The following is a 26314-nucleotide window of genomic DNA, read 5'->3' on the forward strand; positions in this document are numbered from 1 at the left end:
ATGACTGCTAATAACGATCGCGACAATGCGTTGGCCCCGCACGCGTCGTCCGCATTGAATATGAACTCACCTTTGACTAACGAACAGCCATCGAACAAGGCTGCGCCGTCGGACGACGAACGCGCACCGTTGCCAGAGATCAGCGTCGTCGTTCCAAGCTACGGCTGCCGGGACTGTCTCGAAACGCTATGCGCGCGACTCGACCACGTGTTATCCAACCTCGTACCGAGCTACGAGATCATACTGGTCGACGATCGCAGCCCCGATGCATCCTGGCCAGTCATCGAAGCGCTCTCTATGAAGTATCGTGCGGTGCGAGGGATTCGATTGAGCCGCAACTTCGGGCAGCAAATCGCGATCGCAGCGGGGCTCGAAGCATCGCAGGGCAACTATGTTGTTGTCATGGACTGCGATCTGCAAGACCCGCCCGAGCGCATTCCCGATCTCTACGCCGAGATACGCAAGGGGCACGATCTTGTGATGGCCAAGCGGGTAGAACGCACCCATTCGGCGTTCAGACTGGCCGCGGCCAAGACTTATTTCGCCCTCATGCATCGGCTAACGGGACAGGCCGTGGATGGACGGTACGGGGCATTCAGTATGCTGTCGCGTAAAGTCGTGACGGCATTCCTGGCCTTCCGCGAGCGCGAGCGCCATTACATTTTGATTTTGAGTTGGCTTGGCTTCGATCGAGGCACGATCGAGTACGCGCACACGGAACGGCATGCGGGACGCAGTTCTTACAATTTCCTGAAGCTCGCCAAGCACGCGCTGAATGGGATGTTCTTTCATACGAGCGTATTCTTGAACTGGATCGTCTATGCAGGACTGTTCTTTACGGCGGCGAGTTTCGGCGCGGGGATCTATTTCATTTATCGATATTTCGTTTCATCCTCGCTGCCAGGATGGACGAGCCTGGCCGTCGCGGTGCTCTTTTCGACAGGGCTCATGCTGGCCAGCGTCGGCGCAGTAGGCTTGTACATCGCGCGCATATTCGAAATGTCAAAAGGTAGGCCGCTCTACGTGGTGGACCGGGAGTGTGGCTGCGACTCCGCGTCGAAAGACATCGGAGAGACGACGCGGCTTTAGCGCTGCCTGTTCGACGACTGCGCGCCAAGCCGATTCGTGCGTGCGCACTAAGGAGAAAGAAACTTGAGGACCGAGAAGCATATCCCGTTCAATTGGCCCAACATGACGGGGAAGGAACTGCACTACATCGCAGAGGCGCATTTCAACGGTTGCCTCGCGGGTGACGGTCCGTTCACCAAGCGTTGCCACGCATGGCTAGAGGCGCGCACCCAGTCCAGCAAAGCGCTGCTGACTCACTCGTGCACGGCTGCGCTCGAAATGTCGGCGCTGTTGCTCGACATCGCGCCCGGCGATGAAATCATCATGCCGTCGTATACGTTCGTTTCGACCGCAAATGCGTTTGTCCTGCGCGGCGCGGTACCTGTCTTCGTCGACATTCGCAGCGATACGCTGAACTTGGATGAACACCTGATCGAGGGCGCGATCACTCAGCGGACCAAAGCTATCGTTGTCGTCCATTACGCCGGCGTCGCCTGCGAGATGGACACGATTATGGCGATCGCGAGGCGTCATGGGTTGAAGGTAGTGGAAGACGCCGCGCAAGGTGTCATGGCAACCTACAAAGGGCGCGCACTCGGCAGCATCGGAGATCTCGGCGCATACAGCTTTCATGAAACGAAGAATGTCATTTCCGGGGAAGGCGGTGCCTTGTTGGTGAACGATCCGCAGCTCATCGAGCGTGCAGAGATCATTCGTGAAAAAGGTACGGATAGGAGCCGATTTTTCCGTGGCCAGGTGGATAAATACACTTGGCAGGAGGTCGGTTCGTCGTTCCTACCCGGCGAACTGGTCGCCGCATTTTTGTGGGCTCAATTCGAGGAAGCCGAAAGCATCACGCAACGGCGAATGGCGAGTTGGGAACGGTATCACGCGCTGCTCGCGCCGTTCGAAGCCGCGGGACGCTTGCGTCGTCCCATGCTAGCCGAAGCATGCGAGCACAACGGGCATCTCTACTACGTCCTGCTGTCCTCCGATGTCGATCGTCAAACGGTGCTCGACGAGTTCCGGCGCGACGATATTTCGTCCGTGTTCCACTACGTGCCTCTACATTCCTCGCCGGCCGGTCTCAAATACGGCCGCGCGCACGGCGATCTACGGGTGACGAATTCGGTCTCGGACCACCTCATTCGGCTCCCGCTTTGGGTCGGGTTAACCGAAGAGATGCAAGAGCGTGTCGTCAAGACGCTCGGCAAAGCACTCGCGTTGGTTTGATCGTTCGATTCGGCACATATGGCTCAGATTACGACCGGTGTACGCGCACTGCTATCGCATCCGTACGTCTACGACCTATTTCAAACGATCATGGGTGCGCGCAAAGGCAGAACTGAGTTCGCGACGCGATTCGTACAGGCGCACGCGGGGGACCGAATCGTCGACATCGGTTGCGGCACTGGGGATTTGCTCGCCTACCTGCCCGATGTCGATTACACCGGCTACGACATCAGCGAACATTATATTGAAGCGGCGCGAGAGCGGTTCGGTTCGCGCGGCGCGTTTCATTGCCGATTGCTGACGTCGGACGAACTCAGCACCATGGAACCGTTCGACATCGCACTTGCGGTTGGTCTTCTTCATCATCTCGACGACGACGAGGCGCGCGGCTTCATTCAGATGACGAAGCGAGCGCTAAAACCCGGAGGACGGCTGATCACGATCGACCCTTGCTTCGCCGACGGGCAGAATCCGATTGCAAGATGGCTGGTAAGGGCCGATCGCGGCCAGAATGTCCGCGATCGAGATGGCTATATTTCACTCGTCGCCGATACGTTCAGCCAAGTTCACGCCACTGTCGCGCACCGAAGCTGGATTCCGTACACGCACTGTATCCTGGTTTGCACGAGCGACTAGCACGTGAGCAATGGAGGGGGAATCAAATACGCGGACACTCCCCCGAAGCACCCGAGGCAATTGCTAGAGGGAACGACGACATGTAATTCGGGCACAGCGATTTGCACGATCATGGTCATTTTGCTGTGTTCCCGGATTGCTGAATCGAGAGGCGACGCTGGCGCTCCGTACGCCAATCCAATGCGTCAACTGGGACTGCAGACGTGAATCCCAACAATTGACGAAGCTCCGGGTCCGCGCCGAATTCGTCGCCAAGCGCACGCACGAAGTCGTACTGCGGCTTCAAGATCGGCACTGTATAGAGGTGGTTCACACCTCGACGAACCTGTCCAGATCGGTTGTCGCCCGCACGATGGAAAACCATGGCATCGAAGATCAGCACCGATCCAGGCTCAGCCACGACTTGAGCGGCGTGTCTGCGAATGTACTGTTCGGACGGCAACGTCTCGAATCGATGCGTGTGCGGCAGCACCAATGTACCGCCCGTCGACGCATCGAACCGATCGATGGCAAACAGCGCGCCTATTGCGAGCGGCTTCGAACTCGTCCAGTGTTGATGTGGTAGGTCGCGATGCCATGCTCCCTGATGATGCGGCTCGTCGGACCGATTGATGATGGCGTTCTGCAAGTGCAGAACCACGAACTGGCCGATCATTCGGCGCACGACCTTCAACACGGTCTCGTTGCGTGCCAAGCTGAGAAACGATGGATCGTAAAGCAACGGCGCACGACATAGATCCGCCTCGCCGATAGCGGCCATCGCGCTTCGTCCACCGAGTTCTGCCTCCTGCTGCGAATATGCAGCGTCGATTCTCCGCCGCCAGTCGCCCAGTTCCACGGTCGGCAGCACGTCTTCAACGACCGTATAGCCAAGCATCGTTAACTCTTCGGCGCCTCGTTCGATTAAATCGTCGATGCGCCGAGGCGCATCCGCGCCGTAGTAACGTTCTTTCGACATCCTCACTTCTCCATGACTGCGAGACCAGACTCCGTGTCGCCGCATCGGGCGGTGCGATAGGACGTGAACCTTTGGGCGCCCTGAACGACCGCGAGAGCGCTGCATATCGCATTCGCATCCCACCCAGTCTTTGAAATTCGCCCACAGACTCGCGCGAGAAGCGGCAGAGTACGCGAGTGACACGTCCCCCTCCTTTCGCGAGCATCGCCTGAACGACATGGTTGCCGTCGGGTCGGTGGCGCCTCTCACGCGTATATGTCACCGCACACAGCGAGTTGGCCGTCCACCCGCCGAAGGCAATGCTCGAAGACTAGCGATTCGGGGTCGCCTCCACGTATAGCACCATCGCTCGCACAGATCGGCGGCAAGCCTTCTGCACGAGGTGAAACGGATACATGGTAATTTCGTTGAGCAACAACCCAAATATGCTTGGGAATGTCGTTTTCATTGAGACGGTTCTGATACCGGACTGCTTCGTCCGCTCCACCATGCTCAGAGAAAGCTTCCGCGCCTCGGCCCTTTTCACCAAGAAATTGGATAGCGGGAAGAGTAGGTTCGAGACGGGGAATGTGAGCCCGGCGGTATGGCGTATGACCCAGCCGGCCGATTCGAACAGCGCGCGCGCGGAGACGTCCGAGTATCGCCGAAAGTGCCCCGCTATCTCATCTTCGATTCCCCAGTGCCGCGACGAGCCCGGAACAATCGTAATCATCACTCCGTCTGGCACGAGATTGCGTTTAGCCACCTCGATGAACGAACGCTCACCAGCGTCGTCAAAGTGCTCCAAAACCATGCACGAAATCACCAGTTCGACGGGCTCCGCGAGGCGGATCGCCAGCCAATTCTTGGTTTCCGCACGGAGCCTTCCCGATTCGATTTCTTTGTGAAAGCGAGCGGAGATAGCGGCAACCGTAGACGGCTCGAAATCATAGGCGATCCCCGTCCATCCGCAGTCGAGAAGCAACGCGGTGACGTGGCCCGCCCCCGGACCGATCTCGACGAACCGGCCGGGACGCATCGTTTTGATGCGCTCCTTGAGGTACATCAGTTGCAGCAAGGTGCCAGGCGGCAGTACAGTCATCGGGCGTTATCACTTTGTGGGCGACAGATTCTACCGCAACTTTCCTCCATCCAGGCCCAACGCCCGCCTGCGGCCACTTCCGCAAGCCTTACGCACCGGGAGCTTCCGCCCATAAGGCGCAGCCGCATACGCCGGACTGCTCGACGGCAGCGCGATAAGGCAGGCACAGCAGCACCGAGTGCGCCACCATGCGCTGCTAGGTGTGCTGCAAGTGGGGCACCAGTATCGTGGCCCATTCAACCTGCTCGTGATCGAAGAAGCGATACGCCGCTATCGTCTCCCCCAGCCGCGAAAGGCCTGAGAAACACCCACCGTCGGGTTGGCCGCCAATTGTTCCATCAATGTCCTCGCTCGCCTGTCCAGGCGCGCGTCGCCAAGCTGCAGGGGGGCGAATGCCCTTTCTCGCCGCCGTGGAGCAGCGGGGACCCTGTATATAACGACATCGGCTTAATCAAGGATTTCGTAGATATTCGTGAAGGCAGCCAATCGCCCGGATTTCGAGCGGATGTCCGGCACGACATCAAGGTCGATGCAATCTACGCCGTGGGGCTGATTGCCATCAAACATCACGATCGCCCCGTATGACTCCAAATCAACCTTGTTTCCGAGCTTGTCGACAACGAATCCGCCGCCGTTTTGGAAATCGATCCCGCGCCGCGACATGCATGCCGAAACCTGCAGAAATGGCATCCCGGTTGTACCTAGGACTTTTGGGAAATGCGTGTCTTTGTGCATGCTCATAAATCCGCCGCCGCGCGGGTAATGGTGGATTCTACATGCGTTCCATGTTCCGCTTAGGGCGTCTTTGTCGGTCAAATTGAACAGAATGTCTCTAAGCCCAAGCAACACACCAAACAAAACATTTATCGCGAAAAATTTCGGCGTCGACTCGGAAAAATATGTGGATGTAAGAAACTGAGCATACGGCTCACCTACACCATTCGTCGCTCCAATCGCCATTTTTCGCCAGGGCTGATGGGACAAGTCTGCCCTATTAAATCTCGATTTTTGAGCGTTGATTTCCAGCCCATCTAAGGCCGAGAGATATTCACCTCGCGCAGCATGCACAAGCGCCGAGACTTCTTCATTGCGAAGTATGAAATAACCATCTCGTTCGAGACCGGCGCTGATGCTCAAGCGGTTATTTTCAAATAAATCTCGCACCAACGCGCTCGAATCTTTCAACATCATTTCACCAGAAGAAAAGGCATGTATTCGGCGATGATCATATCACAAGCCGAGGGATTGACACGGAGTGGTCGGCATCGCCGAGAATAGGCCTCCTACCACCAATCAGGCCGCGTACACATAGTCGCGAGCGGCTTCCGCAAAGTTAGTTTTACTGAACGAATGCATCGTGCCGCCAATGTCGGAGTAGTTTAAGGTTTGTCGCGCCGCGCTTACAAGCACCGCGCTATGTCGTTGATCATAAAAGCTTCTTTCCAGCCTGCCCAACGGCGCGGATCCATGTGTATAAGCCGATGGTTTTAACCGCCGCGCGGACCTTGCATACCCCATGGTGGGAAATAGCAGCCAACGCAGTGAGCAGCCTGCGCAATCTTGGTGACGTTCAACGTGATGAGGAATAACAGAAGGAATAGCCAGCCGAGGTAATGCCGCTCATGCACATCCGGCATGGCAAAATTCAGGACAACCCACACCCCGATCGGTCCAATCAAAATCTGGTCGTACAAATATGGATGAATCGACACGGCCTGTGGCCAAAACAGCAGCGTCAGGAAATAGGAGCAGAACAAGTAGGACATCATGCTGTCGTCAGATTGCCCGTAACGCTCGTTGGGACCGTGTACAGCAAGCGCAAATTTCCTTCTATACCAAAGCTGAAGAACGAGCAATGCAGCCGGAATCAACACGAAATACATCGGCCGGTTGAATTGGGGAGCGAGAACCGAATCGATGAAATTCCCGTAAAAGCGCATATCGCCGTCAAGCCCCGATCGAAACAGCCACGTGCTGTTTTCGCTCGTGAAGTGCAGTAACCTCGCGACGATCACCGGCTGCAAATAAACTACTACTGCGATGGTCGTCATCACGATGGAGGAACGCAGCATGCGCGCCGCCAACCGCCGCGACAGAATCGCACGCAGGCCCATAAACGCACCGAACAACGCCGCATTCACCGGCACAAGCAAGCACATCACGACTGCTACGAGCCAAAAGCGCAGTCCGTGCGCACCATCCCGCACCAGAAACGCACTTGCAAGCACGAAAACGGGCAAGTTCAGCACAAAAACGTTGTCGACGTTAAATTTCCCGAGCGATATCCAGAAGATGGGCGTGGTTAGGAAATAGCAGAAGGCGGCGAGCAACAACACGCCGCCCCGCAAGTCGAGCTTCTCCCAAGTCGGTTTGCGGATCGCGCAGCCGATGGCGAGCAACGTCGTCGCCATAGCGAGAAAGGCGTTGGTCAGCCGCATTGATGCCGACGGAAACACCAGCTCGATACGGTAAAGCACCCACATTATCCAGAGGTAAATAGTCGATTCATTGGCGTATGCTTGCTGCTTCGCGTAGCCGTCTGCATCGAGAAAGGTAAGGAAGCCATGCTTCGTCAACGGATATTTATGCCAGACCGGAAAAGTAAAATCTCTAAGTCGCTCCGGCTGAAGACTGGCCTTTGCTGCCATCTGACCGAACCCGGCGAGGTAAACCACCGCCATGCCCAATCCAAGAATGACGATTGCAAAGAACGCAAACAGTTTGATTTTTCGTGACGGCGAATTGTGCATAAGCAGTGGGTTGAATCGTGTTTTTGTCTGGCGCATATCCGGCAGGATCACCCTAAGGCTCGAGGCGAACATTCAAAGGATGCCTACCCCGCCCCGCCGGGACTCAGAAAAGCGATACATTACGATCACATACCCTATCGCGAACATGAAATATTGAAATTCGAGGTAGGCCATAAAATCGTATGACAGATACATAACCCCCAAAGGGGCATACAAAAACAGCACGAGATTTCGGTAGTTTCTTTGTACGAACTTTCGTCTAAAATGCACGTACGCGACAGGGCAAAATATCAATACGAGATAGAAGATCGTTCCAACGAGCCCATACTTTCCGAGCAACGTGAGATACACCATATGTGCGGTCGACACACCAGACTCTTTATCCAGAAGAGCAAGTGAGCCGCCGCCGAAGAAAATGTTCTCCTGAAATGCATTCCATGCTGGCTGATAAAAGCGAAATCTATCTACGATGCTCGCAGTGTCGGACCAGTGTCCTGTCGAAGCCTTGGCTGTGAACGCGATGGCCCCGACTAGCATGGTAATGAGCAGCCCCCACCAGTGCGCACGTTTTCGTTCGGCTTCGAGCGCGATATACAGCACATATGCGACACCCAATCCCATTAAGGCGGTTCGCGACCCCGTGAGAATCAAAGACAAGCCACTAACCCCAATTAGCACCAGATATATTTTATTGCGCTCTACATAGATATACAACCACCCCGAAAAAACGATGACTGACAGCAAATAGATGCCGTAGAAATTCGGATCAAAAAACGGCCCAGTCAAACGAACGACGTTGCCATTAACATTCAAATATTGAAGCGACCGAGCTATGTCAGATCCATACTCTCGCAGCACCGACGCAAATGGGATATCTCCCATGAAAAATGCATAATACGCTATGACTAACGCCGCTGCGGACGACAACACGTACGCTCTTATCGCCAAATTGAATTTCTTCTCGTTATCGATAAAGGCCGCGATTGATAAAAGTGTTAATATATTGAATATATGAGCGATAATCGGTTTTTGCAAATCTGGCCAACCGAAAAGTAAGCGATAGTCCATCGCGTTGATCACCACGACGAAGAATGTTGCGCCCAACAAAATTACAGTCGACCACCGCACGCGCCAAGCCCCCATACCGCGCATACAGACGAGCAATATGCCGCGCCCGATCAACCCGAGGCTCACAATTCTTAGGAGAGTAAGGTTTACACCGAGCACGTCAATGCGATAGACGTACAGAACGAACGCCAGGCCCAATAGCCAGAACGCTATCTCATCGAGGTCAATTTTATTCATTATTTACAATCTCAATCACCCGCAACAGCAGCAATCAGGTTTCCTCACATTCATCGGGCCACCATCGCGCGGTCAGCAACGACCGCGTGATTTTAACGCCGACCGGGATTGCAAGTCACTAGGCTTCATCATTCGACGATCTCCAAAAATCGAAACGGCCGCCGGCCTTTCCGCGATTAAATCTGTACTGCTATGCGAAGGCCAACTGATCACGCGTGAACATGCAAAAGATCCGGTGGACCGGCCGCCACATCGATTGCGACCGACCCAGCTAGGGTCCTCCGCTCAGCGTCGTACCCATCGGAGGCCACCAATCAGCAACCCTATCAAGAGGCCGATTAGTGCGCCCGGTATGATAAAACTGGAGCGCTTCGGTGCGACCGGGAACTCAGAGACAGTGATGTCCCCGAGCGGCTTGGTGGCAAACGTATGGTCAGGACTCAGCTGCGTCGCGACTTCCGCACGCCGACGCTCGGCTTCGACGAGAACCCCCTCATTCGACGTATCGAGAATGTTACTCAAGAGAACATCCGCCGCACCCTGGCTACCCGCGCCGCTTTGAGCCTTGACGTCGGCGGCAGACGGAAGGTAACGCCGTTTGGCCTGGAGATTGGCAATTTGCGCATCCAATTTCCCCAACTGCGCCTGTAGCCTATTGATCGCATCTGAAACGATCGGCTGATGAATAGCCAACAACTGATTTTGCGCCACCTCAAGAGTGGCTCTTGCCTGCTCCGGCGAAAACCCATCAACAGATAGGTGGACGAGGTCTGTGTTAGGCACGACCTCAGCATCCAAGGTCTTGCGAATTAGCACTGCGCTCGAATTTTCGGCGCTACCAATCGGCAACGATAAAGTTCGTAGTACCTTGTCTTGAAATGAGCGAACCTTTACGCGTTCCGCAGCTCGAGCCGGGGGATCAATTAATTCGGCCGTACCCTGAGCGCTATCGGCGATCTGTCCAATTTGCAGTACCGACGTTGCTTCCCATTGACGAGGTTTGAGATGAGAAACGCCGAACCCCGCAATGGCACCGGCGATAAGTGTCGCAGAGATAACCCAGAACTGCGCCCGCAAGAAGCGCAATATCTCAACGCTCGAGACGGAATCGTCGACATACTCCTGTAACCCATTCTCTCTTTCAGGCATTTTTTCCCCACTGGCGCGTATCCAGCGATCACTTCACATAAACGGTATTTGCATTGTAGGCACATGGCACGCCTACGCAGTAACGCAGCTATCCGGCGATGCATCTTCGCAGCGCACGACTGAGCGCGAAGCACGAAGCACGAAGCACGAAGCGTCACGTCGACGCAAAAGTAACGACCGCGCATTCTCTCCATTCATCGTCAGACCTCTTCACGCCACACCGTACGCTTCACATAGTCGCGGTAGCTCAACACAACGCGGAGCACCTGCTGCGAAACGTTGGGATTCTCGTAGTCGATCACCGGACCGATATTGCGAGGCGATGCACTGTACTGCGCCGTCACCACGCGCACCGCATCCAATACCCTCTCCTTCTTCAACCCACTCATAATCAACGTGCCAACGTCCATACCCTCCGGACGCTCGTGCGCGTTGCGCACCGTGATCGCCGGCAAATTGAGCAACGATGCTTCCTCGGTGATCGTTCCGCTGTCCGATAGGACGCAAAACGCGCACTTCTGCAACTTGATGTAATCGACGAAACCGAACGGCTTCGAAAACGTAATGCGCGGGTCGAGCGATTGCGCGTCCAACGCCTCGAGCCGCTTGCGCGTGCGCGGATGCGTGGACACGATAACGGGAAAGTCGTATTGCTTCGCCAGCGCGTCCAAGCTGTCCAGAAGATCGCGCAACGCCTCGGGCGAATCGACGTTCTCTTCCCGGTGCGCGCTAACAACGAAGTATCGCCCCGCCTCCAGCCCGAGCCGCGAAACGATGTCGGACGCCTCGATCTTCGGTGCATAGTGATCGAGCACTTCGCGCATATGCGAGCCGGTCTTGACGATGGTCTCCGGGCGAATGCCTTCCGCCATCAGGTATCGCCGCGCATGCTCGGTCAACACGAAGTTGATATCGGAAAGATGGTCGAGCACCTTCCGGTTCAACTCTTCCGGCACGCGTTGATCGAAGCATCGATTTCCCGCTTCCATATGGAAGACGGGAATCTTACGGCGCTTGGCGGAAATGACCGAAAGGCATGAATTCGTATCGCCGTACAGCAACACGGCATCCGGTGCCTCGGCTGCCAACACTTCGTCCGACTTCGCAATCACTTGCGCGATGGTCTGCGCAGCCGTCTCCCCCGCCGCCCCGAGGAAATAGTCGGGCTTGCGGATTTCGAGGTCGTCGAAGAAGACTTGGTTGAGCTCGTAGTCGAAGTTCTGCCCCGTGTGCACAAGCACATGCTGCGTGTGGCGATCGAACTCGGCGATGACGCGGCTCATCTTGATCAACTCAGGCCGTGTCCCGACGATGGTCATGACCTTAAGCATCGAGCCGCTCCTGCACATAGTCCAGGGCGAGCAGCAACTCCTTCACTTCCGGGACGGTACACCGCTTCGTGTTGTGCGACGTGTAATCGTCCAACGCCGAGATCTTCGTCTCGCCATCGATGAAATACTTGTTGTAGTTGAGATCGCGATCATCCGCGGGAATACGATAGTAGCGGCCCATGTCCTCCGCTCGCGCCATTTCTTCTCTTGAAACGAGCGACTCGTACAGCTTTTCCCCGTGACGCGTGCCGATCACACGGATCGGATTGCTCTTGCCGAAAATGTCCCGCAATGCCGTGGCCAAATCGCCGACCGTCGACGCAGGCGCTTTCTGCACGAAGATGTCGCCTTGATGCGCGTGTTGGAACGCGTGCAGCACGAGGTCGACAGACTCGTCGAGCGACATCAGGAAGCGCGTCATGTTCGGATCCGTGACCGTCAGCGCCTTCCCCTCCTGGAGTTGGTCGATGAACAGCGGAATAACCGAACCCCGCGATGCCATCACATTCCCGTAGCGAGTGGCACAGAGAACGGTGTCGCTCTCTCCAAGCTGTCTCGACATCGCCACCATGACCTTTTCCATCATCGCCTTGGACAGCCCCATGGCATTGATCGGATAAACGGCCTTGTCGGTGCTAAGCACAATGACACGCCCGACGCGATTCGCGATAGCGGCGCGCATCACGTTTTCCGCACCGGTCACGTTCGTCGCCACCGCTTCCATCGGGTAAAACTCGCAGGACGGAACCTGCTTGAGGGCCGCAGCGTGAAAAACGTAATCGACGCCACGCATCGCCGCGTGCACGGCATCGTACGAGCGAACGTCGCCGATATAAAACTTGACCTTGGGATTATTCAGCGCGATCCGCATGTCCTCTTGCTTCTTCTCGTCGCGGCTGAAAATCCGAATCTCTTTGACGTCGGTACTCAGAAAGCGCTTGAGCACGGCGTTGCCGAAAGAGCCGGTGCCCCCGGTAATCATCAATACTTTATCGTCGAACACTTTGACCTCTATTACTTGAAATTGAACATGCGCGAGACCAGCTCATGCCAGTCGGGCGCGCGATAGCCGGTCGCGGCATTGAAGCGGCTGGCGTCGAGAGACCGGTCGATCGCCGGTTCGGCCAGCGGCTTGATCTCGATTGTCTTGCCGTAAATCTTGGCGGTCAGCGTCAGCAGGTCGAACTTCGAGATGGGCTCGGCAGCCACGTGGTAGAGCCCCGACAGATCGGGCCGCGGAATCACGAACTCATCGACAACGCGCGCGAGTTCGACCGTCGGAAGACCCGAAAAAATGGCTCGCGTATAGCCGTTGACCGCGCCCTGCTGCGAGAGGAACCAATCGAGCAACGCATGTGCGCCGCCGTTCAACTCGGGACCGATGATCGAAGTGCGCAATGTGATGGTGTGAGCCGCCGTGACCTCGCCGAGGTATTTGGATCTGCCGTAGAGATCCTTCGCGTCGCTCGCATCGGATTCGACGTAGTGCCCCTTCGCTCCCGAGAAGACGCAATCGGTGCTGACGTGCACGAGCCGGGCGCCGGCAAGTTTGCAAAGCGCGGCCAGCCGGTGCGGCAGCATCGAGTTGATCGGAATCGCGCAAAGCGGATCGTCAGCGGCGGCCAATTGTTTGATGAGGCCGATGCAATTGATCACGATGTCCGGCTGAACGCGTGCGAAGGCGCGGACGAGCGAGTCCTGCTGTTCGACATCGACGCCCGGCACAATGCGCACAGCGGTTTCGGCCGTCAGCGAAGGCGGAGCGGATGCGCCCCGCACCGAACCATACACCTCGTAACGAGGGTTGCGCGAAAGATAACGAACCATGGCACTGCCCAGCATGCCGGTCGCGCCCAACACGAGTACTTTTACTTGCGACATCTCTCTATCTGTCCCTTTGCTGACTTCCGTTCGTGCTCACTTGCTCCGACTCGCCCGCAACTGCCCTTAGGCCTTGTTTGCCGCGATGGATCTAAATTTATCGATCAGTTCGACGGTGAGCTTGTGGCTTTCAAAATGCGTTTCAAAATATTTCCGGCCGTTCTGTCCGAGTTGCGCGCGTTCGCCCGGCGTCAATCGGTAGAGCGCATCAACCGCTGCTGCAAGCCCCTGTGCGTCCATCGCCGCACACGTCAATCCGGCGTCGGCGTCCTGGATGACCCTCGCCCCTTCGCCGTCGATGCATCCAACGATCGGGCGCCCCGCAGCCAAATACGACTGCACTTTACTCGGCACCGTCTTGGCGAAGATCGGATCGTTGGTCAAGGTCACGAGCAGCACAGAAGCAGCGGCAAAAATACTCGGCATGGCTTCGATCGGATAGCGCCCGGCGAGCACGACGTTCTCGAGCTTTCGCGCCGCGATCTGCTCGGTTAGCCAATCCGATCGGCTACCGTGCCCGACTAAAAAGAACCGGATCGAGGACACGCCGCTCAGTCGCTGCGCCGCATCGAGAATAACGTCCAACGCTTGCGCGGTCCCCAATGCCCCGGCGAACACCACCGAAAAGCAATCCTTGAGCGCAGGTATCGGACAGTCGTCGATCTGTCGGACCGAAGCGACGGCGTCCTCCGCCGAATTCGGATAGTAAACAATCTTGTCCCGCGCGCATAACTCGGCGACGGGTTCGATGAATGCATGCGACTGGACGAATACGGCGTCGGAATGCCGATAGATCCACTTCACAACGCGCCCCACGAGCGCAAGAATCTTCCGATTCTTGACGAAGCCCGTCGCCTCGAGGCTTTCCGGCCAAAGATCTTGCACCCAGACCACGAGCTTCGCGCGCTTGCTCCACTTCAGAAAAATCGCCGGAATCGCTTGCAGAATCGGGGATATTCCGTAGACGAAAATGACGTCCACGCGCTGCCGACGCGTCAAAAACGGCCCAAGCAGGGACCCGCAGATAACGTACGAAAGGTAGTTGGCCACCAATCGAAGGGCGCCGCCTTTTCCGCGCGGCACCAACGGTACACGAAGCACGTCGATGCCGTCTTTCGTTTCTCGCTTGCACGACCACCAGCGATAGTTCGGAAACGTGCGTCCCTCCGGATAGTTGGGTTGTCCGGTCAGCACGCTCACCCGTACCCCCTGCCCCGAGAGATTGCGCGCCAAGTCGTTGATGCGAAATACCTCGGGCCAGAAATACTGCGAGACGATCAATACATTCATGCCAGCTTGCTTGTCTTCGGCAACCATGGGCGCGCCCCTCAATGAAGCGGCGCGCCCGCGGCGCCGTGGTCGAACGCAGCGGAAAGGCCGAACAGGTGATCCTTGATTTCATCCTCGGGGCAAAAGCCGGAGACGCACGCTCGCAAGATATCCAGGATCAACGCGTGATCGTTCGATTCGCAAGCATGCTTGAGCCGCCTTAGCACGTTCTCCATCTCCGAGAACGGCAGGGAGTCTTCGCTTGCCATCATGATCTTCGGATGACGCGTCTTCGAAACGTTGTCGCCGATCAGCAACTCCTCGTAAAGCTTCTCGCCAGGGCGCAACCCTGTGAACCGAATCTCGATCTCGCCCTCCGGCTCCCCCTCCCCCTTCACGCCAAACCCGCTGAGGTGGATCATGCGCCGAGCAAGATCGAGCACTTTCACCGGCTCGCCCATGTCCAGCACGAACACCTCGCCGCTGACGCCCATGGCCCCTGCCTGAATGACGAGCTGCGCGGCTTCGGGGATCGTCATGAAGTAGCGTGTGATTTCCGGGTGCGTGACCGATACCGGGCCACCCGCCGCGATCTGTTTCCGAAATAGCGGGACCACGGACCCCGACGACCCCAGCACGTTACCGAAACGGACCATCGAAATCCGCATCGACACATCGGTTCGCAGCGCAAATGCCTGAAGCACGAGTTCGGCCATGCGCTTGCTCGCGCCCATGACATTGGTCGGCCGTACAGCCTTATCCGTGGAGATCAGCACAAACGCTTCCACGCGCGCCCTAGCCGCGGCCGATACCGTCGCGTAGGTGCCGAACGTGTTGTTCAGGACGCCCTCCGTCATGTTGAACTCGACGATCGGCACATGCTTGTAGGCGGCGGCATGGTAGACAGTTTGAATGCCGTAGCGCTTCATGACGTTGAATACGCGCGATTCGTCCTGCACCGATCCGAGAATCGGGACGACCTTGACCTGAAACGGCTTCGCGCGCAGCAACTGCTGGACTTCCTGCTCGATCGAATACAGAGCGAATTCGGTCTGTTCGTAAAGCGCGAGCAATTGAGGCTGCTGCTGCAAGATTTGCCGGCACAGCTCCGAGCCGATCGAGCCGCCCGCCCCAGTAACCATCACGCGCTTGCCCTTGATGTTGGCGTCGAGCAACGCGTTATCTGGCGGCACGGTGTCGCGGCCGAGCAGCTCGTCCACTTCGATTTCTTGCACGCCGGAAATCTTAATGTCGCCGCCTAACAATTCGGCCATGCCCGGCACGGCGCGCACTTCTACCTTCAGCAACTCGAGCCGATTGATGATTTCAATACGCTGGCTACGGCTAGTCGACGGCATGGCGAGCAGCACTTCGTGCACGTTGAAGCGGTCGATCAGCCACGGCAGCCGACTCGCCGCATACACCTTGAGCCCACCGATTTGCAGATGTTCGAGCGCCGGGTTGTCGTCGATGAAACCGACAGGGCGGTATAGCGGCCCGGCGCGCAAAGCCATCGCCAGTTCGCGGCCCGCGTTGCCCGCGCCGTAAATCAGTACGGGAATCTTGCGACGTTCGTCCGAATAGACGAAATTGCGCAACGCGGCCCGCGCGACGAAGCGGCTCGCGCCAATATAGATGATGGCGATCAGCCAAAAGATGATCAGGGCCCCGCGCGGCACGGCAGGCAGCGCGAGCAGCGCGAGCAACCCCGCGAAGAGCCAGACGGAGATCGTGACCGCGAGTGCGATACTGACGAGCGCGCGCTCCTCGATATGACGGATGACGGCCCGATACAAGCCCAGACGGATAAAAATCGGAATACCGACGATCGGAAACAGCAAATACACCCACCATGGGCGCATTTGCGGAAAGGACCACACGCCGAGACGGAGCCCGATCGCCGTCCACATCGACAACGGCAGCAGAAGCGCATCGGCGCCAAGCACGATCAGGCTCTTAACGACTCGCGGCCAGTTTGCCACCCGCTTGAACACGTTTCCGAACTCGCTCATCAGTGCGATACCCCGCTGCGAAGCGCCACCTTGAGAAAGGTGAGGCACAAGATTCGCAAATCGAAAAAAAACGACCGCCGCGCCAGATATTGCGCGTCGAACTCCACCTTGATCGGAATCGGTAAGTCGTCGCGACCGTTTACCTGCGCCCATCCCGTCAACCCCGGGCGCAGCGTGTGGACACCTTTGTCGGTGCGCAGCGCAATCAGGTCGTCCTGGTTGAACAGCGCCGGACGTGGGCCGACGAAGCTCATGTCGCCGGTCAAGATATTCCACAGCTGCGGCAGCTCGTCCAGACTCGACTTGCGCAGAAAGCTGCCGATCGGCGTCAAATAGCTGGCCGGATCGCCGAGTAGATGCGTGGCAACCGCCGGCGTGCTCACGCGCATCGAACGAAACTTAGGCATCTTGAACGTCCTGTTTCCCCTCCCGACGCGCTCCGACCAATAGAGCGCGGGACCCGGGTCCGTCACTTTGACAGCGAGCGCGATCAACAACATTGGGATCAGCAGTACGATCGAAAGCGCTGCCGCCATCAAAAAATCAAACGTTCTTTTCATCGCTAGAAGGTCAGATGCAAAAAACAGAGGCACCTTGTTTGCAAACGTAAACGATCGTGCTCGACACGGAGGCTTAGGCGAAGTCGCTCGAAAGGAACGCCGCCGCGGTCTTGCTCAACGCGGCGTCGACATCGACCACAGGCTTCCACCCCAATACCTCCCGGGTTTCCGAAACGTCCACCTGCAACGAGCCGCAAAGCCGGCGCGCCACATCGCCGCGACCGAGCAACGCCGCACCGCTCGTCAGCAAAATCGGCGGGACTGGGATCAACCGCGCCGGCCTGCCGAGCGCCGAACCCATGCGGCGCAGAAGCGCTGTCGTCGATAAATCCTCGCCATCCGAGACAAGAAACGTCTTGCCGGCCGCAGCGGGATGCTCGGTGCTCAGAATCAGCAAATCGACGAGGTTATCGAGCGCAACTAGACTACGTCGATTATCGATCGCCCCAAGCGGCAACGGCACGCCGCGCTTGATCCAACGCATCATGCTGAGGAAGTTCGCACGGACACCGGGCCCATAGACGAGCGGCGGCCGAACCACGACGATTTCCATGCCCGTATCGCGCGACAGTTCGGCTAGCCCGCGCTCCGCTTCGAACTTCGAAAGACCATAAGGATCTCGAGGCGCCTGCGTGACGCGCGGAACGAATGGGCGGCCGGGTAGCGTTTCTTCGCCGTTGACCTTGATCGAACTGACGTAGACGAAGCGCCGAACGCCGGCCGATGCGGCCTGCCGTGCCAACTGCAACGTGCCGGCCGTATTCGCCAGGCGAAAATCGGCGAGCGGGTCTGGCGCACGGTCGTTCATCACATGCACTCGCGCGGCAAGATGAACGACGCAGTCGATCGCAGCCCCTGCTAGCAGCGCACTCCAGTCCGATTCCGGGCCAAGATCGGGCATCGGCACGGCATCGACGTCGGTCGGCTTCGGCGCGCGCATGGCGGCACGCACCGACGCACCGCGACGCCTTAGCTCCGCGCACACGGCTCGCCCAACGAACCCGTTGGCCCCAGTCGCAAGAACCGTCACAGTAGCCTCCTATAGCCGGCGTCCGCATGCCGACGATGGCTGAAAAGCAGCGCCTGCCGGCGAAAGACAACAATGCGAGATGACATACGCTTACAAAGAGAGAATGCGTTGCCAAGTCGCTTCGGCCGTTTTCGACCAATCGTATCGCCGGCTCCGTTCGGACGCCCTGTCGCCCAATTCGCTCGCGAGCGCGGGGTTTTGAAGAACGTCCAACATGGCTGCCTCGATTTCCTCGGGTTTGCGAGGATCGAAGTAGCGCGCCGCATCGCCTGCGAATTCCGGCATGGGGTCGACCGACGACGACAAAACCGGGCGGCCCGCACCCAGCGCTTCAAGCAAAATATTCGGGCAGTTTTCGCATGAGGATGCGAACAGTATCAGCGCCGCGTGGCGGTAGGCCGCCGGAAGCAGCGGATACTTGACGGCACCCAGGATGACGACACGCTCGCCCAGCCCGTGGTGCGCGATCAGCTCGCGCACGCGGTCGGCTTCGGGCATGTCGCTTTCGCCGATTAGCAGCAAACGATACCGGCTGCGCAATGCCTCCGGCAGACGAGCATACGCACTGACAACTTCGAAGTGGTGCTTGTAGAGATCGAATCGCGAAACGTAGAGGATGTAGTCGTCTTCCGGCACGAAGGGCGGCCGCTCGATGGCCCGATCGGCTGTTTTGAACGCCTCGGGCACACCGTGCGGGATGGTGACCGACTGGCGCACCGAGATCCTGGAAGCGATGACTTCCCGCGCAAATTCGGAGATGAAGATGACGAGATCCGCCGCCGCCATGCTCTTTAGCATCACGCGCTCGAGCAGCCAGAGGCGCGCGCGCTGCGGCCCAAACGGCAACGCGAGGCGCGCGCGCATATCGAAGGGCATCATGTTGCGAAACATCGTGACCTTCCGGCACCCGCGAGGAACGCGCGTCGCGATGACGCCGCCTGGGCAAAACAACACGTCGACGCTGCGCGCTCGCAGCACTTTCGGCAGCACCAGCCGTTCCCACAGCGCGCGTGCGATCGGGTTCGTTGTCGGCCATTTCGAGGTCAGCCGCTCGATGCGGGGATCGTTCGGCAGTTCGAGCGAAGCCGGCGCATAAACGAGCAGCTCGAGCGACGGATCTTCGGGCAAACGTCTCAGCAAGTTGATGAGATACGTTTGTCCGCCGCCTAGCCGCGCCGAATATGCGTTGATCAGAATTCTCATATTTACCTTCGGAGCCTCTCAGGCCGCGACAATCTTTTCACGGCCGGTGCCGACCGATGTGCCGGTGGCCGCCATATTTTCGTAAAACTGCAACATGACGAGTATCGACCACAAGCTCGTATGCGCTTCGCGATGCCCCGCGAGATGTTGCGCCCACAATTTGGCAACCGCAGCGTGCTCGAGGCCGATCGCTTCGCAACGCGCGCGGTCGTTCAGCAACGCGTCGGCCCAGTCCTTCAACGAAGTTCTTAGCCAGCGGGCCATCGGCACGCCGAAGCCCATCTTTGGGCGATCGAGTATCTGCTGCGGGACATAACGGTATGCAAGCTTACGTAACAGATACTTGTTCGTCGCCCCACGCAGTTTCCATTTCATGGGTAACCGGGCCGCCCACTCGAAGATCGAATGGTCGAGCAACGGGTCTCGCGCTTCGAGCGAAAACGCCATGCTGCCGACGTCCACTTTCTGCAAGTAATCGTCGGGCAATGTGAAAGCCGTATCGATACGCATCGCGCGCTCGGCCGGATGCAATCCTGACGGCAAACGCGCGGAAAACTCACCGAACAATTCAGCCATCGAACGCGTGCCGCCCGCGAGTTCCCCACCGAGAATATCGGTCGAATCCTTGATGATGCTGCGCATGAACGCAAAGGCGGCCACGGGTCCTTCTTTTTGCAGCGCACTGCCGAGCAATCGCAGTTGATGCTTGGGCAAGCGCCGCAGAAGCGCACCGATCGCGTTGCGCAAGCCCGCCGGTATCGCAAAGGCGGGCGCCAAGTTGTTCATGATCCTGTAGTAGTGGTATCCGCCGAAGGCTTCGTCGCCGCCATCGCCCGAGAGGCTGACCGTCACACGACGTCGCGCCATGCGCGACACCGCCATCACCGGAAACGCGGAATAGTCGAAGAACGGCTCGTCGTACTGCTCGAGGTAGTCGGGCATGAGCGAGAGCAGATCGTCCGGCTCTAGCCGTTCGCAAGTATGGTCCGTGCCCAGGTGCGACGCGACCGCTTGCGCGTGCCCGCTTTCATCGAAGGACGGATCGCCGAACCCGATCGTGAACGTACGCACTGGTCCATTCGCGTGGCGCGTCATCATCGCGGCCACGAGCGAACTGTCGATGCCGCCGGAGAGGAACGCGCCCACCGGTACATTGCTGACTAGCCGCTGCTTGACGGAACGGTCGACGAGCGCGTCCAACTCGTCGAGCAGATCCTCCTCGCGCGCGGTAGCAAGGCTCTCGTCGGTCCCGATCTGCTCCAGGTTCCAATAGCGCGTCTTCGTGACGCCTTGATCGTCGACGATCAGATAGTGTCCGGGCTCGAGCTTGCGAACCGACGTGTAGATCGAATGCGGCGCCGGCACGTAGCCGGCCTCGTAGTAGTAGCGCAGCGCTTGACTATCCAGCTCTCGCGGCAATCCGGGCAGCAGGTCGAACAGCGCTCGCGGACGCGAAGCAAATGCGAACTCGCGGGCGCCGGCATGAAAATACAGCGGCTTCACGCCGAGCCGGTCCCGCCCCACCCATAGCCGGCGCTCGCGCTTGTCCCACAGCGCAAACGCGAACATGCCATGAAAGCGGTCGAGACATTTCATGCCCCATTGGATGAAGGCCGCGAGCACAACCTCGGTGTCGGAATGCGATCGCCACGGATACGCATTGCCGATCTCGGCGCGAATCGCCTCGAAGTTGTAAATCTCGCCGTTATAGACGATGACATACCGCCCGCACGCGGAATGCATCGGCTGCGCACCCGTTTCGGTCAGGTCGATAATGGCGAGGCGCAGATGTCCCAAGGTCAGCCCCGGCTCCGCGTAGGTCGCCTGCGAGTCGGGCCCACGCTTGCGCAAGGTGCGCATTGCCAGTTCGCCACGATGAGCCGGCAAGTCGGAGCCCAGCAGCCCCCATATTCCGCACATCGACTGTGTCTCCTTAGTCAGTCGCCCACAACAAAGCCATTGCGGCCGATTGCGCCTCGCGGGCGCGTGATCGGCCTCCTCGGAGAAACGTTAGAGGCCGGCGAAAGCGTTCGCGATCTTGCCGGCCACGATCGCCGTCGAGAAATCCGCCTCGATGACGGCCCGCCCCGTACGACCGAAACGCGCGCGTACCGAAGCATCGTCGTACAAGGCCTGCAAAGCACCTAGCCATTCGTCGTTCGTCCGTGCGCCGTAGCCGATCTCCCCCATTTTCAGGACCTCGGCGTTCATCCCGAACGGCGACACGACCACCGGTAGACCCGCGGCCATGTACTGCAGCATCTTGAAACTGCATTTCCCGCGCGAAAGATCCGAATCGTCGATCGGCATGATGCCGACGTCCATCTCCGCCAACACGCTATGTTCGACGTCCGGCGTCCACTGCACGAACGTAAGCTGCGCCGGCGGCAACGACGGCAGCATCGGCCGCTCGTCCGCAACGACGAGGAATGTCGCGTCCGGGTGCGCTCCGAGAAACGCCGCCAACGCCGGCTCGATATCTCGAAGAAATCGAAAATTTCCCGATGTCCCCGTCCACCCGACCACAAAGCCTTCGCGCCCTGCGCTTCGCGCACTCGCGCCCTCCTCGGCGGGCCGAAAGCGCTCCGCGTCGATGGCCGTCGGAATCATCCGAACGTTGCGGCAATACTGCGAGGACCATTCGGCAAGAAAACTGTTTCCCGCAAATACCATGTCGGCGCGGCGGACGAGCCTGCCGATCATGCTCGCGCCAAATGGGTTGTACAGCCAAATGGCGTCGTCGATATCGACAACGAGGGGACGCTTGAGCACGAACGACAAATCGTCGCAACCTGGCGCAAAGCTGCGCTCGAGCCAGGTCACGTCCGCACGATGACTACCGAGTACACCCGGTACGCGCAATGCCACGTTCAGCAACGATTGGCCAATCATGACCGGCGGCATATACCGCATCCGTATATGCCGCAGCGCGCCAGGCAGGCGTGCAGCGTTCGACACCGCGGGGCGATAGTCGGTCACCTCCACGCCGAGCGTCTTCAGCTTGGACAGATACTGCCGAACGCGGAACCGCGCCGACGGCGTATGGAGTCCGCTGGTCAATGCAGCGACTTTCAAGGCGCCGCCCCGCTCGGGATGGGAAAGGCCGCGCAGTTGGACTTGAGCCGCTTACGCAAAATCCAGTACATCGCAATCGAATTGAACAGCATGTACACGCCGGTACCCGCCGCGATGCCCCAAACACCCATGAGCATGAAGCCTCCGATCTTCAGTCCAATGCCGATCGTGAAGCCGATGACCCCGATCTTGGTCGGCGTCTTCGTGTCGGACATCGCGAAAAAGCTCGTCGATAAGATTTGCCCCGACAGCCCGGTCATCCAAAATCCGATGTACGCCAGCAAAATGAGCCACAAAAGCTGGATCTCATGCTGCGTCAATTTGCCGTGCCCGAAAACAAAACCGAGCACGTAGTAGCCGGGAAACGCAATCAAGGCGTACACAGCGACGCCGAGCGCCATGAGGATTCCTAGCGTCCGCATCATCTTCCGCTCGAAGGCGAGCCAGTCGCGCTTGCTCGCGTGAGCCGCCAACACAGGCACCGCCGGTGCCGCCACTGCCGTGACCAGCACCTGGTTCGCAGCCGCGTACATCTGCTGCGACAAATGCAGGAGCGACAGCACGCCCGCCGGCGCCATCGAAACGAGCAAACGATCGACGAGCTGATCGGTCTTGTAGTAGCTCGTACCGAGCACGAGCGGCTTGAGGCTCTTCAGTGTCTGGCGGAACTCCGCATCGCGCCAATTCGGCGCGCGCAACGGCCACATGATTGGACACTGGAGCGCGAACTGCAAGAACGCGCGCAATGAAAGGCCCCAAGCTGCCGCCACGACCCCGAAGCGGGGCAACGCAAAGACGAGAAACACGAGCGCGCAGATCGACGCGACGGCGGTTGTCGTTGCGGGGTAAACGAAACGGTGCCGCGCCTGGTAGGCCGCCGTGCCCACTGCCCCTACGCCCGTGAAGAACATGCCGATCAACTGAACCCGCGCCAGCGACTCGGTAATCTCCTTGCCGCTCGCCGAAAACCCAGGCACGGTCAACGGCACCCAGACGTCGACCGAGACGAACAACAACAGCCCGACGGCACCGAACAACAGGCCGAGCGCGGCCAAGAAGTTCGATACCTCAGTGTGAAACCGCTCATCGGCGGCGGTCGCGAGCATCGGCACGAGCACAAATGCAAGAGAACCGCTCACGACGTTCAGGATGACCTGCGGCAGCACCATGCTCGCGAAGACCGCGTCGCTTTGCGGCCCCGCGCCCAGTTTCACGACGACAAACCATTGGTAGACGAAGAGCGCAACGATATTGACGCCCGTGATGGCCATCAACACGAACGCGCGTCTCATGGCGCACCCTTTTCGATACGTGACAGTGGCCTAAGCGGCGTCGATAAGCGCATGCCGCTCGGCCTCATTGCGAGCTTATTTGCCAAGGCTCTCATACCACCCGCAAGCGAGCCCAAGGCCTTCCACCACGCGATGCGTCGGCTCGTAGCCGAGCAGTGTGCGCGCCTTCGAGATGTCGGCCTGCGAGTGCTTCACGTCCCCGGCCCGGAAATCGCGGTAAACAGGTTCCATCGCCGCGGCCTCTGGCGCGCCCCGCGCGACAAGCGTGCGAATGTGCGCAAACAATTCGTTGAGCGTAGTGCGATCGCCGAGCGCAACGTTGTATACCTGGTTGACGGCTTCCGGTCCATCGGCCACGGCCGCAAGAAGATTGGCCTGGACAGTATTTGCGATATAGCAAAAATCGCGGCTTGTCGTGCCGTCGCCGTTAATGAAAATCGGCTCGCCGCGCAGCATCGTGCTGAACCACTTCGGGATTACAGCCGCATAGGCGCCGTTCGGGTCTTGGCGCGGCCCGAAGACATTAAAGTAACGCAACCCGATCGTTTCGATACCGTAGCAGCGCGCGAATACGTCCGCATATAGCTCGTTGACGTACTTCGTCACTGCGTAGGGCGACAGCGGACGACCGATACGATCCTCGATCTTCGGCAGGCCCGGATGGTCGCCGTAGGTCGAACTCGACGCCGCGTAGACAAAACGGCGCACGCCCGCATCGCGGCTCGCCACGAGCATGTTTAGAAAGCCGGTGATGTTCGTTTCGTTCGTGCGGATCGGGTTCTCGAGCGAGCGAGGCACGCTGCCCAGCGCGGCCTGATGGAGGACGTAGTCGACGCCCGCCGTGGCGGCGGCGCACGCGGCCAGATCGGCGATATCGCCTTCGATAAAGCGAAAGCGCGCCCATTGATCGGCCGTCACGAGCGATTGGACGATCTCGAGGTTCTTCCGATGGCCCGTCGCGAAATTATCGAGCCCGACCACTTGCTGATCGAGCTTCAGCAATGTCTCGAGCAGATTCGACCCGATGAAGCCCGCCACCCCTGTGATCAGCCAACGACGTGGCGTGCTGCGCAGCGATTCCTGCACGGAAAGATATTTTGTCATGTCGTTCTACTCACAGACGCCATACGCGCGCGCCGGCTTCCACCAGTGCTTCGCGATCGCAGATACCCTTGACGTCCACGACGACCGGCGAGCCTTCCAGCATCGCGAGATAGTCCTTGGCGGTCAGTTTGCAGAATCGCTCGTGAGCCACGGCAACGACGATGGCCGAAGCCGGCGCCAAGTCTTCGAGCGAGACGACTTCGATCCCATATTCGTGTCGCGCCTCTGCCGCGTCGACCTCGGGATCGCAGACCTGGACACTCAGGCCGAACGATTCGAGTTCGCGAATGACGTCGATCACGCGCGAGTTGCGCAAGTCGGGGCAGTTTTCCTTGAATGTGAGACCCAGCACCGTCACCTTCGCATTGGCGACATGGTGACCGGCGTGGATCATTTCCTTGATCGTTCGTTGGCCGATGAAAGCGCCCATGCCGTCGTTGATCCGGCGGCCCGACAAGATCACCTGCGGGATGTAGCCGAGCTTCTCCGCCTTATGCGTCAGATAATACGGATCGACGCCGATACAGTGCCCGCCCACGAGCCCCGGTTTGAACTTCAGGAAGTTCCACTTCGTACCGGCAGCCTCGAGAACCTCCAAGGTGTCGATATTCATGCGATCGAAAATGATCGCCAGTTCGTTCATCAGCGAAATGTTCAGGTCGCGCTGCGTGTTCTCGATCACCTTCGCGGCTTCGGCAACCTTGATCGAAGGCGCTCGATGCACGCCGGCAACGACGACCGACCCGTAGACGGCCGCGACCACTTCGAGGGCTTTCGCGTCGGAGGCCGACACCACCTTCAAGATCTTCGTGAAGGTATGTTCCTTGTCGCCCGGATTGATCCGCTCCGGGCTGTAGCCGACCGCGAAATCGGTACCCAAGCGCAAGCCGGAAATGCGCTCCAGAATCGGAACGCAGATTTCCTCGGTAACGCCGGGATAAACCGTAGATTCATAGACGACGATGTCGCCGCGATTGAGCGCCCGGGCGACGGTTTCCGACGCCTTCACGACAGGCGTCAGATCGGGCTGATGCGCATCGTCGACAGGGGTAGGCACAGCGACGATATGAAAGTCGGCAGAGGCAAGTTCGGCAATGTCGGACGTGAACCCGATATCCGACGAGGCGAGATCGTCGCCGGCTACTTCTCTCGTTCGATCGTGGCCTTCACGCAACTCGGCGAGCCGCGCTTCGTTGATGTCAAACCCAATCGTGCGGCCCTGCTTGCCGAACGCGATCGCGACCGGCAAGCCGACGTAGCCCAGGCCGACCACCGAAATCTTTCTACCGTGCATGAGTCCTAGTCCAAGTTTCTCGAATTCCCGCAACGGGAATGCGCTTTGTCTTTGTGGGCGCTGTCGCCCCACACTGCCGCGCC

Annotated in this window: 23 protein-coding genes; 3 read left to right on the forward strand and 20 right to left on the reverse strand. The window is 58.6% G+C overall.

What is annotated here, in order from left to right; all coding sequences use genetic code 11:
* The 3 genes from ACTHN9_RS29370 (at position 1) to ACTHN9_RS29380 (ending at position 2937) form a co-directional block, all read left to right on the forward strand.
* Entirely contained in the window at positions 1 to 1089 is a 1089-nt protein-coding gene (locus tag ACTHN9_RS29370) for a glycosyltransferase family 2 protein (protein WP_440540341.1), read from the forward strand.
* A 63-nt stretch (positions 1090 to 1152) separates the two neighbouring features.
* Positions 1153 to 2301, forward strand: a complete 1149-nt coding sequence (gene rffA / locus ACTHN9_RS29375; protein WP_440540342.1) for a dTDP-4-amino-4,6-dideoxygalactose transaminase — start codon at positions 1153 to 1155, stop codon at positions 2299 to 2301.
* A gap of 18 nt (positions 2302 to 2319) precedes the next feature.
* Positions 2320 to 2937 carry a class I SAM-dependent methyltransferase gene (locus tag ACTHN9_RS29380; protein ID WP_440540343.1) on the forward strand — a complete coding sequence of 206 codons (618 nt, stop codon included), beginning with the start codon at positions 2320 to 2322 and terminating at the stop codon, positions 2935 to 2937.
* A 115-nt stretch (positions 2938 to 3052) separates the two neighbouring features.
* Here the strand turns inward: ACTHN9_RS29380 and ACTHN9_RS29385 are convergent, their stop codons facing one another.
* From ACTHN9_RS29385 to ACTHN9_RS29480, 20 genes are all read right to left on the reverse strand, one after another.
* Positions 3053 to 3895 carry a phytanoyl-CoA dioxygenase family protein gene (locus ACTHN9_RS29385; RefSeq protein WP_440540344.1) on the reverse strand — a complete coding sequence of 281 codons (843 nt, stop codon included), beginning with the start codon at positions 3893 to 3895 and terminating at the stop codon, positions 3053 to 3055.
* A gap of 310 nt (positions 3896 to 4205) precedes the next feature.
* The gene (locus ACTHN9_RS29390; protein ID WP_440540345.1) at positions 4206 to 4976 is read right to left on the reverse strand and encodes a methyltransferase domain-containing protein; all 771 of its coding nucleotides are present in this window, start codon (positions 4974 to 4976) and stop codon (positions 4206 to 4208) included.
* 270 nt (positions 4977 to 5246) lie between these two features.
* Complete coding sequence (locus ACTHN9_RS29395) at positions 5247 to 5411, reverse strand: IS4/Tn5 family transposase DNA-binding protein (protein ID WP_440540388.1); 165 nt, start codon at positions 5409 to 5411, stop codon at positions 5247 to 5249.
* Between the two features lie 12 nt (positions 5412 to 5423).
* Positions 5424 to 6167, reverse strand: coding sequence for a hypothetical protein (locus tag ACTHN9_RS29400; protein WP_440540346.1), 744 nt, complete (start codon positions 6165 to 6167; stop codon positions 5424 to 5426).
* A gap of 296 nt (positions 6168 to 6463) precedes the next feature.
* Complete coding sequence (locus ACTHN9_RS29405; protein WP_440540347.1) at positions 6464 to 7798, reverse strand: hypothetical protein; 1335 nt, start codon at positions 7796 to 7798, stop codon at positions 6464 to 6466.
* Positions 7799 to 9031 carry an O-antigen ligase family protein gene (locus ACTHN9_RS29410; protein WP_440540348.1) on the reverse strand — a complete coding sequence of 411 codons (1233 nt, stop codon included), beginning with the start codon at positions 9029 to 9031 and terminating at the stop codon, positions 7799 to 7801.
* A 285-nt stretch (positions 9032 to 9316) separates the two neighbouring features.
* On the reverse strand, positions 9317 to 10180 hold the full coding sequence (locus ACTHN9_RS29415; protein ID WP_440540349.1) for a hypothetical protein: 864 nt from the start codon (positions 10178 to 10180) through the stop codon (positions 9317 to 9319).
* Between the two features lie 200 nt (positions 10181 to 10380).
* Entirely contained in the window at positions 10381 to 11511 is a 1131-nt protein-coding gene (wecB, locus tag ACTHN9_RS29420) for a non-hydrolyzing UDP-N-acetylglucosamine 2-epimerase (protein ID WP_440540350.1), read from the reverse strand.
* On the reverse strand, positions 11504 to 12514 hold the full coding sequence (locus ACTHN9_RS29425) for an SDR family NAD(P)-dependent oxidoreductase (protein ID WP_440540351.1): 1011 nt from the start codon (positions 12512 to 12514) through the stop codon (positions 11504 to 11506). The genes wecB and ACTHN9_RS29425 overlap by 8 nt, the downstream gene beginning before the upstream one ends.
* A gap of 11 nt (positions 12515 to 12525) precedes the next feature.
* Positions 12526 to 13392 carry a dTDP-4-dehydrorhamnose reductase family protein gene (locus ACTHN9_RS29430; RefSeq protein ID WP_440540352.1) on the reverse strand — a complete coding sequence of 289 codons (867 nt, stop codon included), beginning with the start codon at positions 13390 to 13392 and terminating at the stop codon, positions 12526 to 12528.
* Positions 13393 to 13458: 66 nt separating this feature from the next.
* Positions 13459 to 14709, reverse strand: a complete 1251-nt coding sequence (locus ACTHN9_RS29435; protein WP_440540353.1) for a glycosyltransferase family 4 protein — start codon at positions 14707 to 14709, stop codon at positions 13459 to 13461.
* A gap of 11 nt (positions 14710 to 14720) precedes the next feature.
* Positions 14721 to 16673, reverse strand: a complete 1953-nt coding sequence (locus tag ACTHN9_RS29440) for a polysaccharide biosynthesis protein (protein WP_440540354.1) — start codon at positions 16671 to 16673, stop codon at positions 14721 to 14723.
* Entirely contained in the window at positions 16673 to 17233 is a 561-nt protein-coding gene (locus ACTHN9_RS29445; protein WP_440540355.1) for a sugar transferase, read from the reverse strand. Before ACTHN9_RS29445 ends, ACTHN9_RS29440 begins: the two co-directional genes overlap by 1 nt.
* Positions 17234 to 17306: 73 nt before the next feature.
* On the reverse strand, positions 17307 to 18263 hold the full coding sequence (locus tag ACTHN9_RS29450) for a UDP-glucose 4-epimerase family protein (RefSeq protein ID WP_440540356.1): 957 nt from the start codon (positions 18261 to 18263) through the stop codon (positions 17307 to 17309).
* A gap of 90 nt (positions 18264 to 18353) precedes the next feature.
* Entirely contained in the window at positions 18354 to 19466 is a 1113-nt protein-coding gene (locus tag ACTHN9_RS29455; protein WP_440540357.1) for a glycosyltransferase family 4 protein, read from the reverse strand.
* An 18-nt stretch (positions 19467 to 19484) separates the two neighbouring features.
* Positions 19485 to 21386 (reverse strand): asparagine synthase (glutamine-hydrolyzing), encoded by a 1902-nt coding sequence (gene asnB / locus ACTHN9_RS29460; RefSeq protein ID WP_440540358.1) that lies wholly within the window; start codon positions 21384 to 21386, stop codon positions 19485 to 19487.
* Positions 21387 to 21476: 90 nt separating this feature from the next.
* Positions 21477 to 22541, reverse strand: a complete 1065-nt coding sequence (locus tag ACTHN9_RS29465; protein WP_440540359.1) for a glycosyltransferase — start codon at positions 22539 to 22541, stop codon at positions 21477 to 21479.
* Positions 22538 to 23833 carry a murein biosynthesis integral membrane protein MurJ gene (gene murJ / locus ACTHN9_RS29470; protein WP_440540360.1) on the reverse strand — a complete coding sequence of 432 codons (1296 nt, stop codon included), beginning with the start codon at positions 23831 to 23833 and terminating at the stop codon, positions 22538 to 22540. Before murJ ends, ACTHN9_RS29465 begins: the two co-directional genes overlap by 4 nt.
* A 75-nt stretch (positions 23834 to 23908) precedes the next feature.
* Positions 23909 to 24937 (reverse strand): NAD-dependent epimerase/dehydratase family protein, encoded by a 1029-nt coding sequence (locus ACTHN9_RS29475; protein WP_440540361.1) that lies wholly within the window; start codon positions 24935 to 24937, stop codon positions 23909 to 23911.
* 10 nt (positions 24938 to 24947) lie between these two features.
* Complete coding sequence (locus ACTHN9_RS29480) at positions 24948 to 26231, reverse strand: nucleotide sugar dehydrogenase (RefSeq protein WP_440540362.1); 1284 nt, start codon at positions 26229 to 26231, stop codon at positions 24948 to 24950.
* Between the last annotated feature and the right edge of the window lie 83 nt (positions 26232 to 26314).

The sequence above is a fragment of the Trinickia sp. genome (genome assembly GCF_051953405.1).
Taxonomy (GTDB): Bacteria; Pseudomonadota; Gammaproteobacteria; order Burkholderiales; family Burkholderiaceae; genus Trinickia.

What these genes read in the sequence shown, in the direction of transcription:
- ACTHN9_RS29405 (WP_440540347.1), bottom strand. Translation starts at nt 7,798, where the DNA reads ATGTTCGCCTCGAGCCTTAGGGTGATCCTGCCGGATATGCGCCAGACA.
- ACTHN9_RS29445 (WP_440540355.1), bottom strand. Translation starts at nt 17,233, where the DNA reads ATGAAAAGAACGTTTGATTTTTTGATGGCGGCAGCGCTTTCGATCGTA.
- ACTHN9_RS29440 (WP_440540354.1), bottom strand. Translation starts at nt 16,673, where the DNA reads ATGAGCGAGTTCGGAAACGTGTTCAAGCGGGTGGCAAACTGGCCGCGA.
- ACTHN9_RS29455 (WP_440540357.1), bottom strand. Translation starts at nt 19,466, where the DNA reads ATGAGAATTCTGATCAACGCATATTCGGCGCGGCTAGGCGGCGGACAA.
- ACTHN9_RS29400 (WP_440540346.1), bottom strand. Translation starts at nt 6,167, where the DNA reads ATGATGTTGAAAGATTCGAGCGCGTTGGTGCGAGATTTATTTGAAAAT.
- ACTHN9_RS29370 (WP_440540341.1), top strand. Translation starts at nt 1, where the DNA reads ATGACTGCTAATAACGATCGCGACAATGCGTTGGCCCCGCACGCGTCG.
- ACTHN9_RS29390 (WP_440540345.1), bottom strand. Translation starts at nt 4,976, where the DNA reads ATGACTGTACTGCCGCCTGGCACCTTGCTGCAACTGATGTACCTCAAG.
- ACTHN9_RS29435 (WP_440540353.1), bottom strand. Translation starts at nt 14,709, where the DNA reads ATGGTTGCCGAAGACAAGCAAGCTGGCATGAATGTATTGATCGTCTCG.
- ACTHN9_RS29380 (WP_440540343.1), top strand. Translation starts at nt 2,320, where the DNA reads ATGGCTCAGATTACGACCGGTGTACGCGCACTGCTATCGCATCCGTAC.
- ACTHN9_RS29385 (WP_440540344.1), bottom strand. Translation starts at nt 3,895, where the DNA reads ATGTCGAAAGAACGTTACTACGGCGCGGATGCGCCTCGGCGCATCGAC.
- ACTHN9_RS29430 (WP_440540352.1), bottom strand. Translation starts at nt 13,392, where the DNA reads ATGTCGCAAGTAAAAGTACTCGTGTTGGGCGCGACCGGCATGCTGGGC.
- murJ (WP_440540360.1), bottom strand. Translation starts at nt 23,833, where the DNA reads ATGAGACGCGCGTTCGTGTTGATGGCCATCACGGGCGTCAATATCGTT.
- ACTHN9_RS29480 (WP_440540362.1), bottom strand. Translation starts at nt 26,231, where the DNA reads ATGCACGGTAGAAAGATTTCGGTGGTCGGCCTGGGCTACGTCGGCTTG.
- asnB (WP_440540358.1), bottom strand. Translation starts at nt 21,386, where the DNA reads ATGTGCGGAATATGGGGGCTGCTGGGCTCCGACTTGCCGGCTCATCGT.
- wecB (WP_440540350.1), bottom strand. Translation starts at nt 11,511, where the DNA reads ATGCTTAAGGTCATGACCATCGTCGGGACACGGCCTGAGTTGATCAAG.
- ACTHN9_RS29410 (WP_440540348.1), bottom strand. Translation starts at nt 9,031, where the DNA reads ATGAATAAAATTGACCTCGATGAGATAGCGTTCTGGCTATTGGGCCTG.
- ACTHN9_RS29475 (WP_440540361.1), bottom strand. Translation starts at nt 24,937, where the DNA reads ATGACAAAATATCTTTCCGTGCAGGAATCGCTGCGCAGCACGCCACGT.
- ACTHN9_RS29415 (WP_440540349.1), bottom strand. Translation starts at nt 10,180, where the DNA reads ATGCCTGAAAGAGAGAATGGGTTACAGGAGTATGTCGACGATTCCGTC.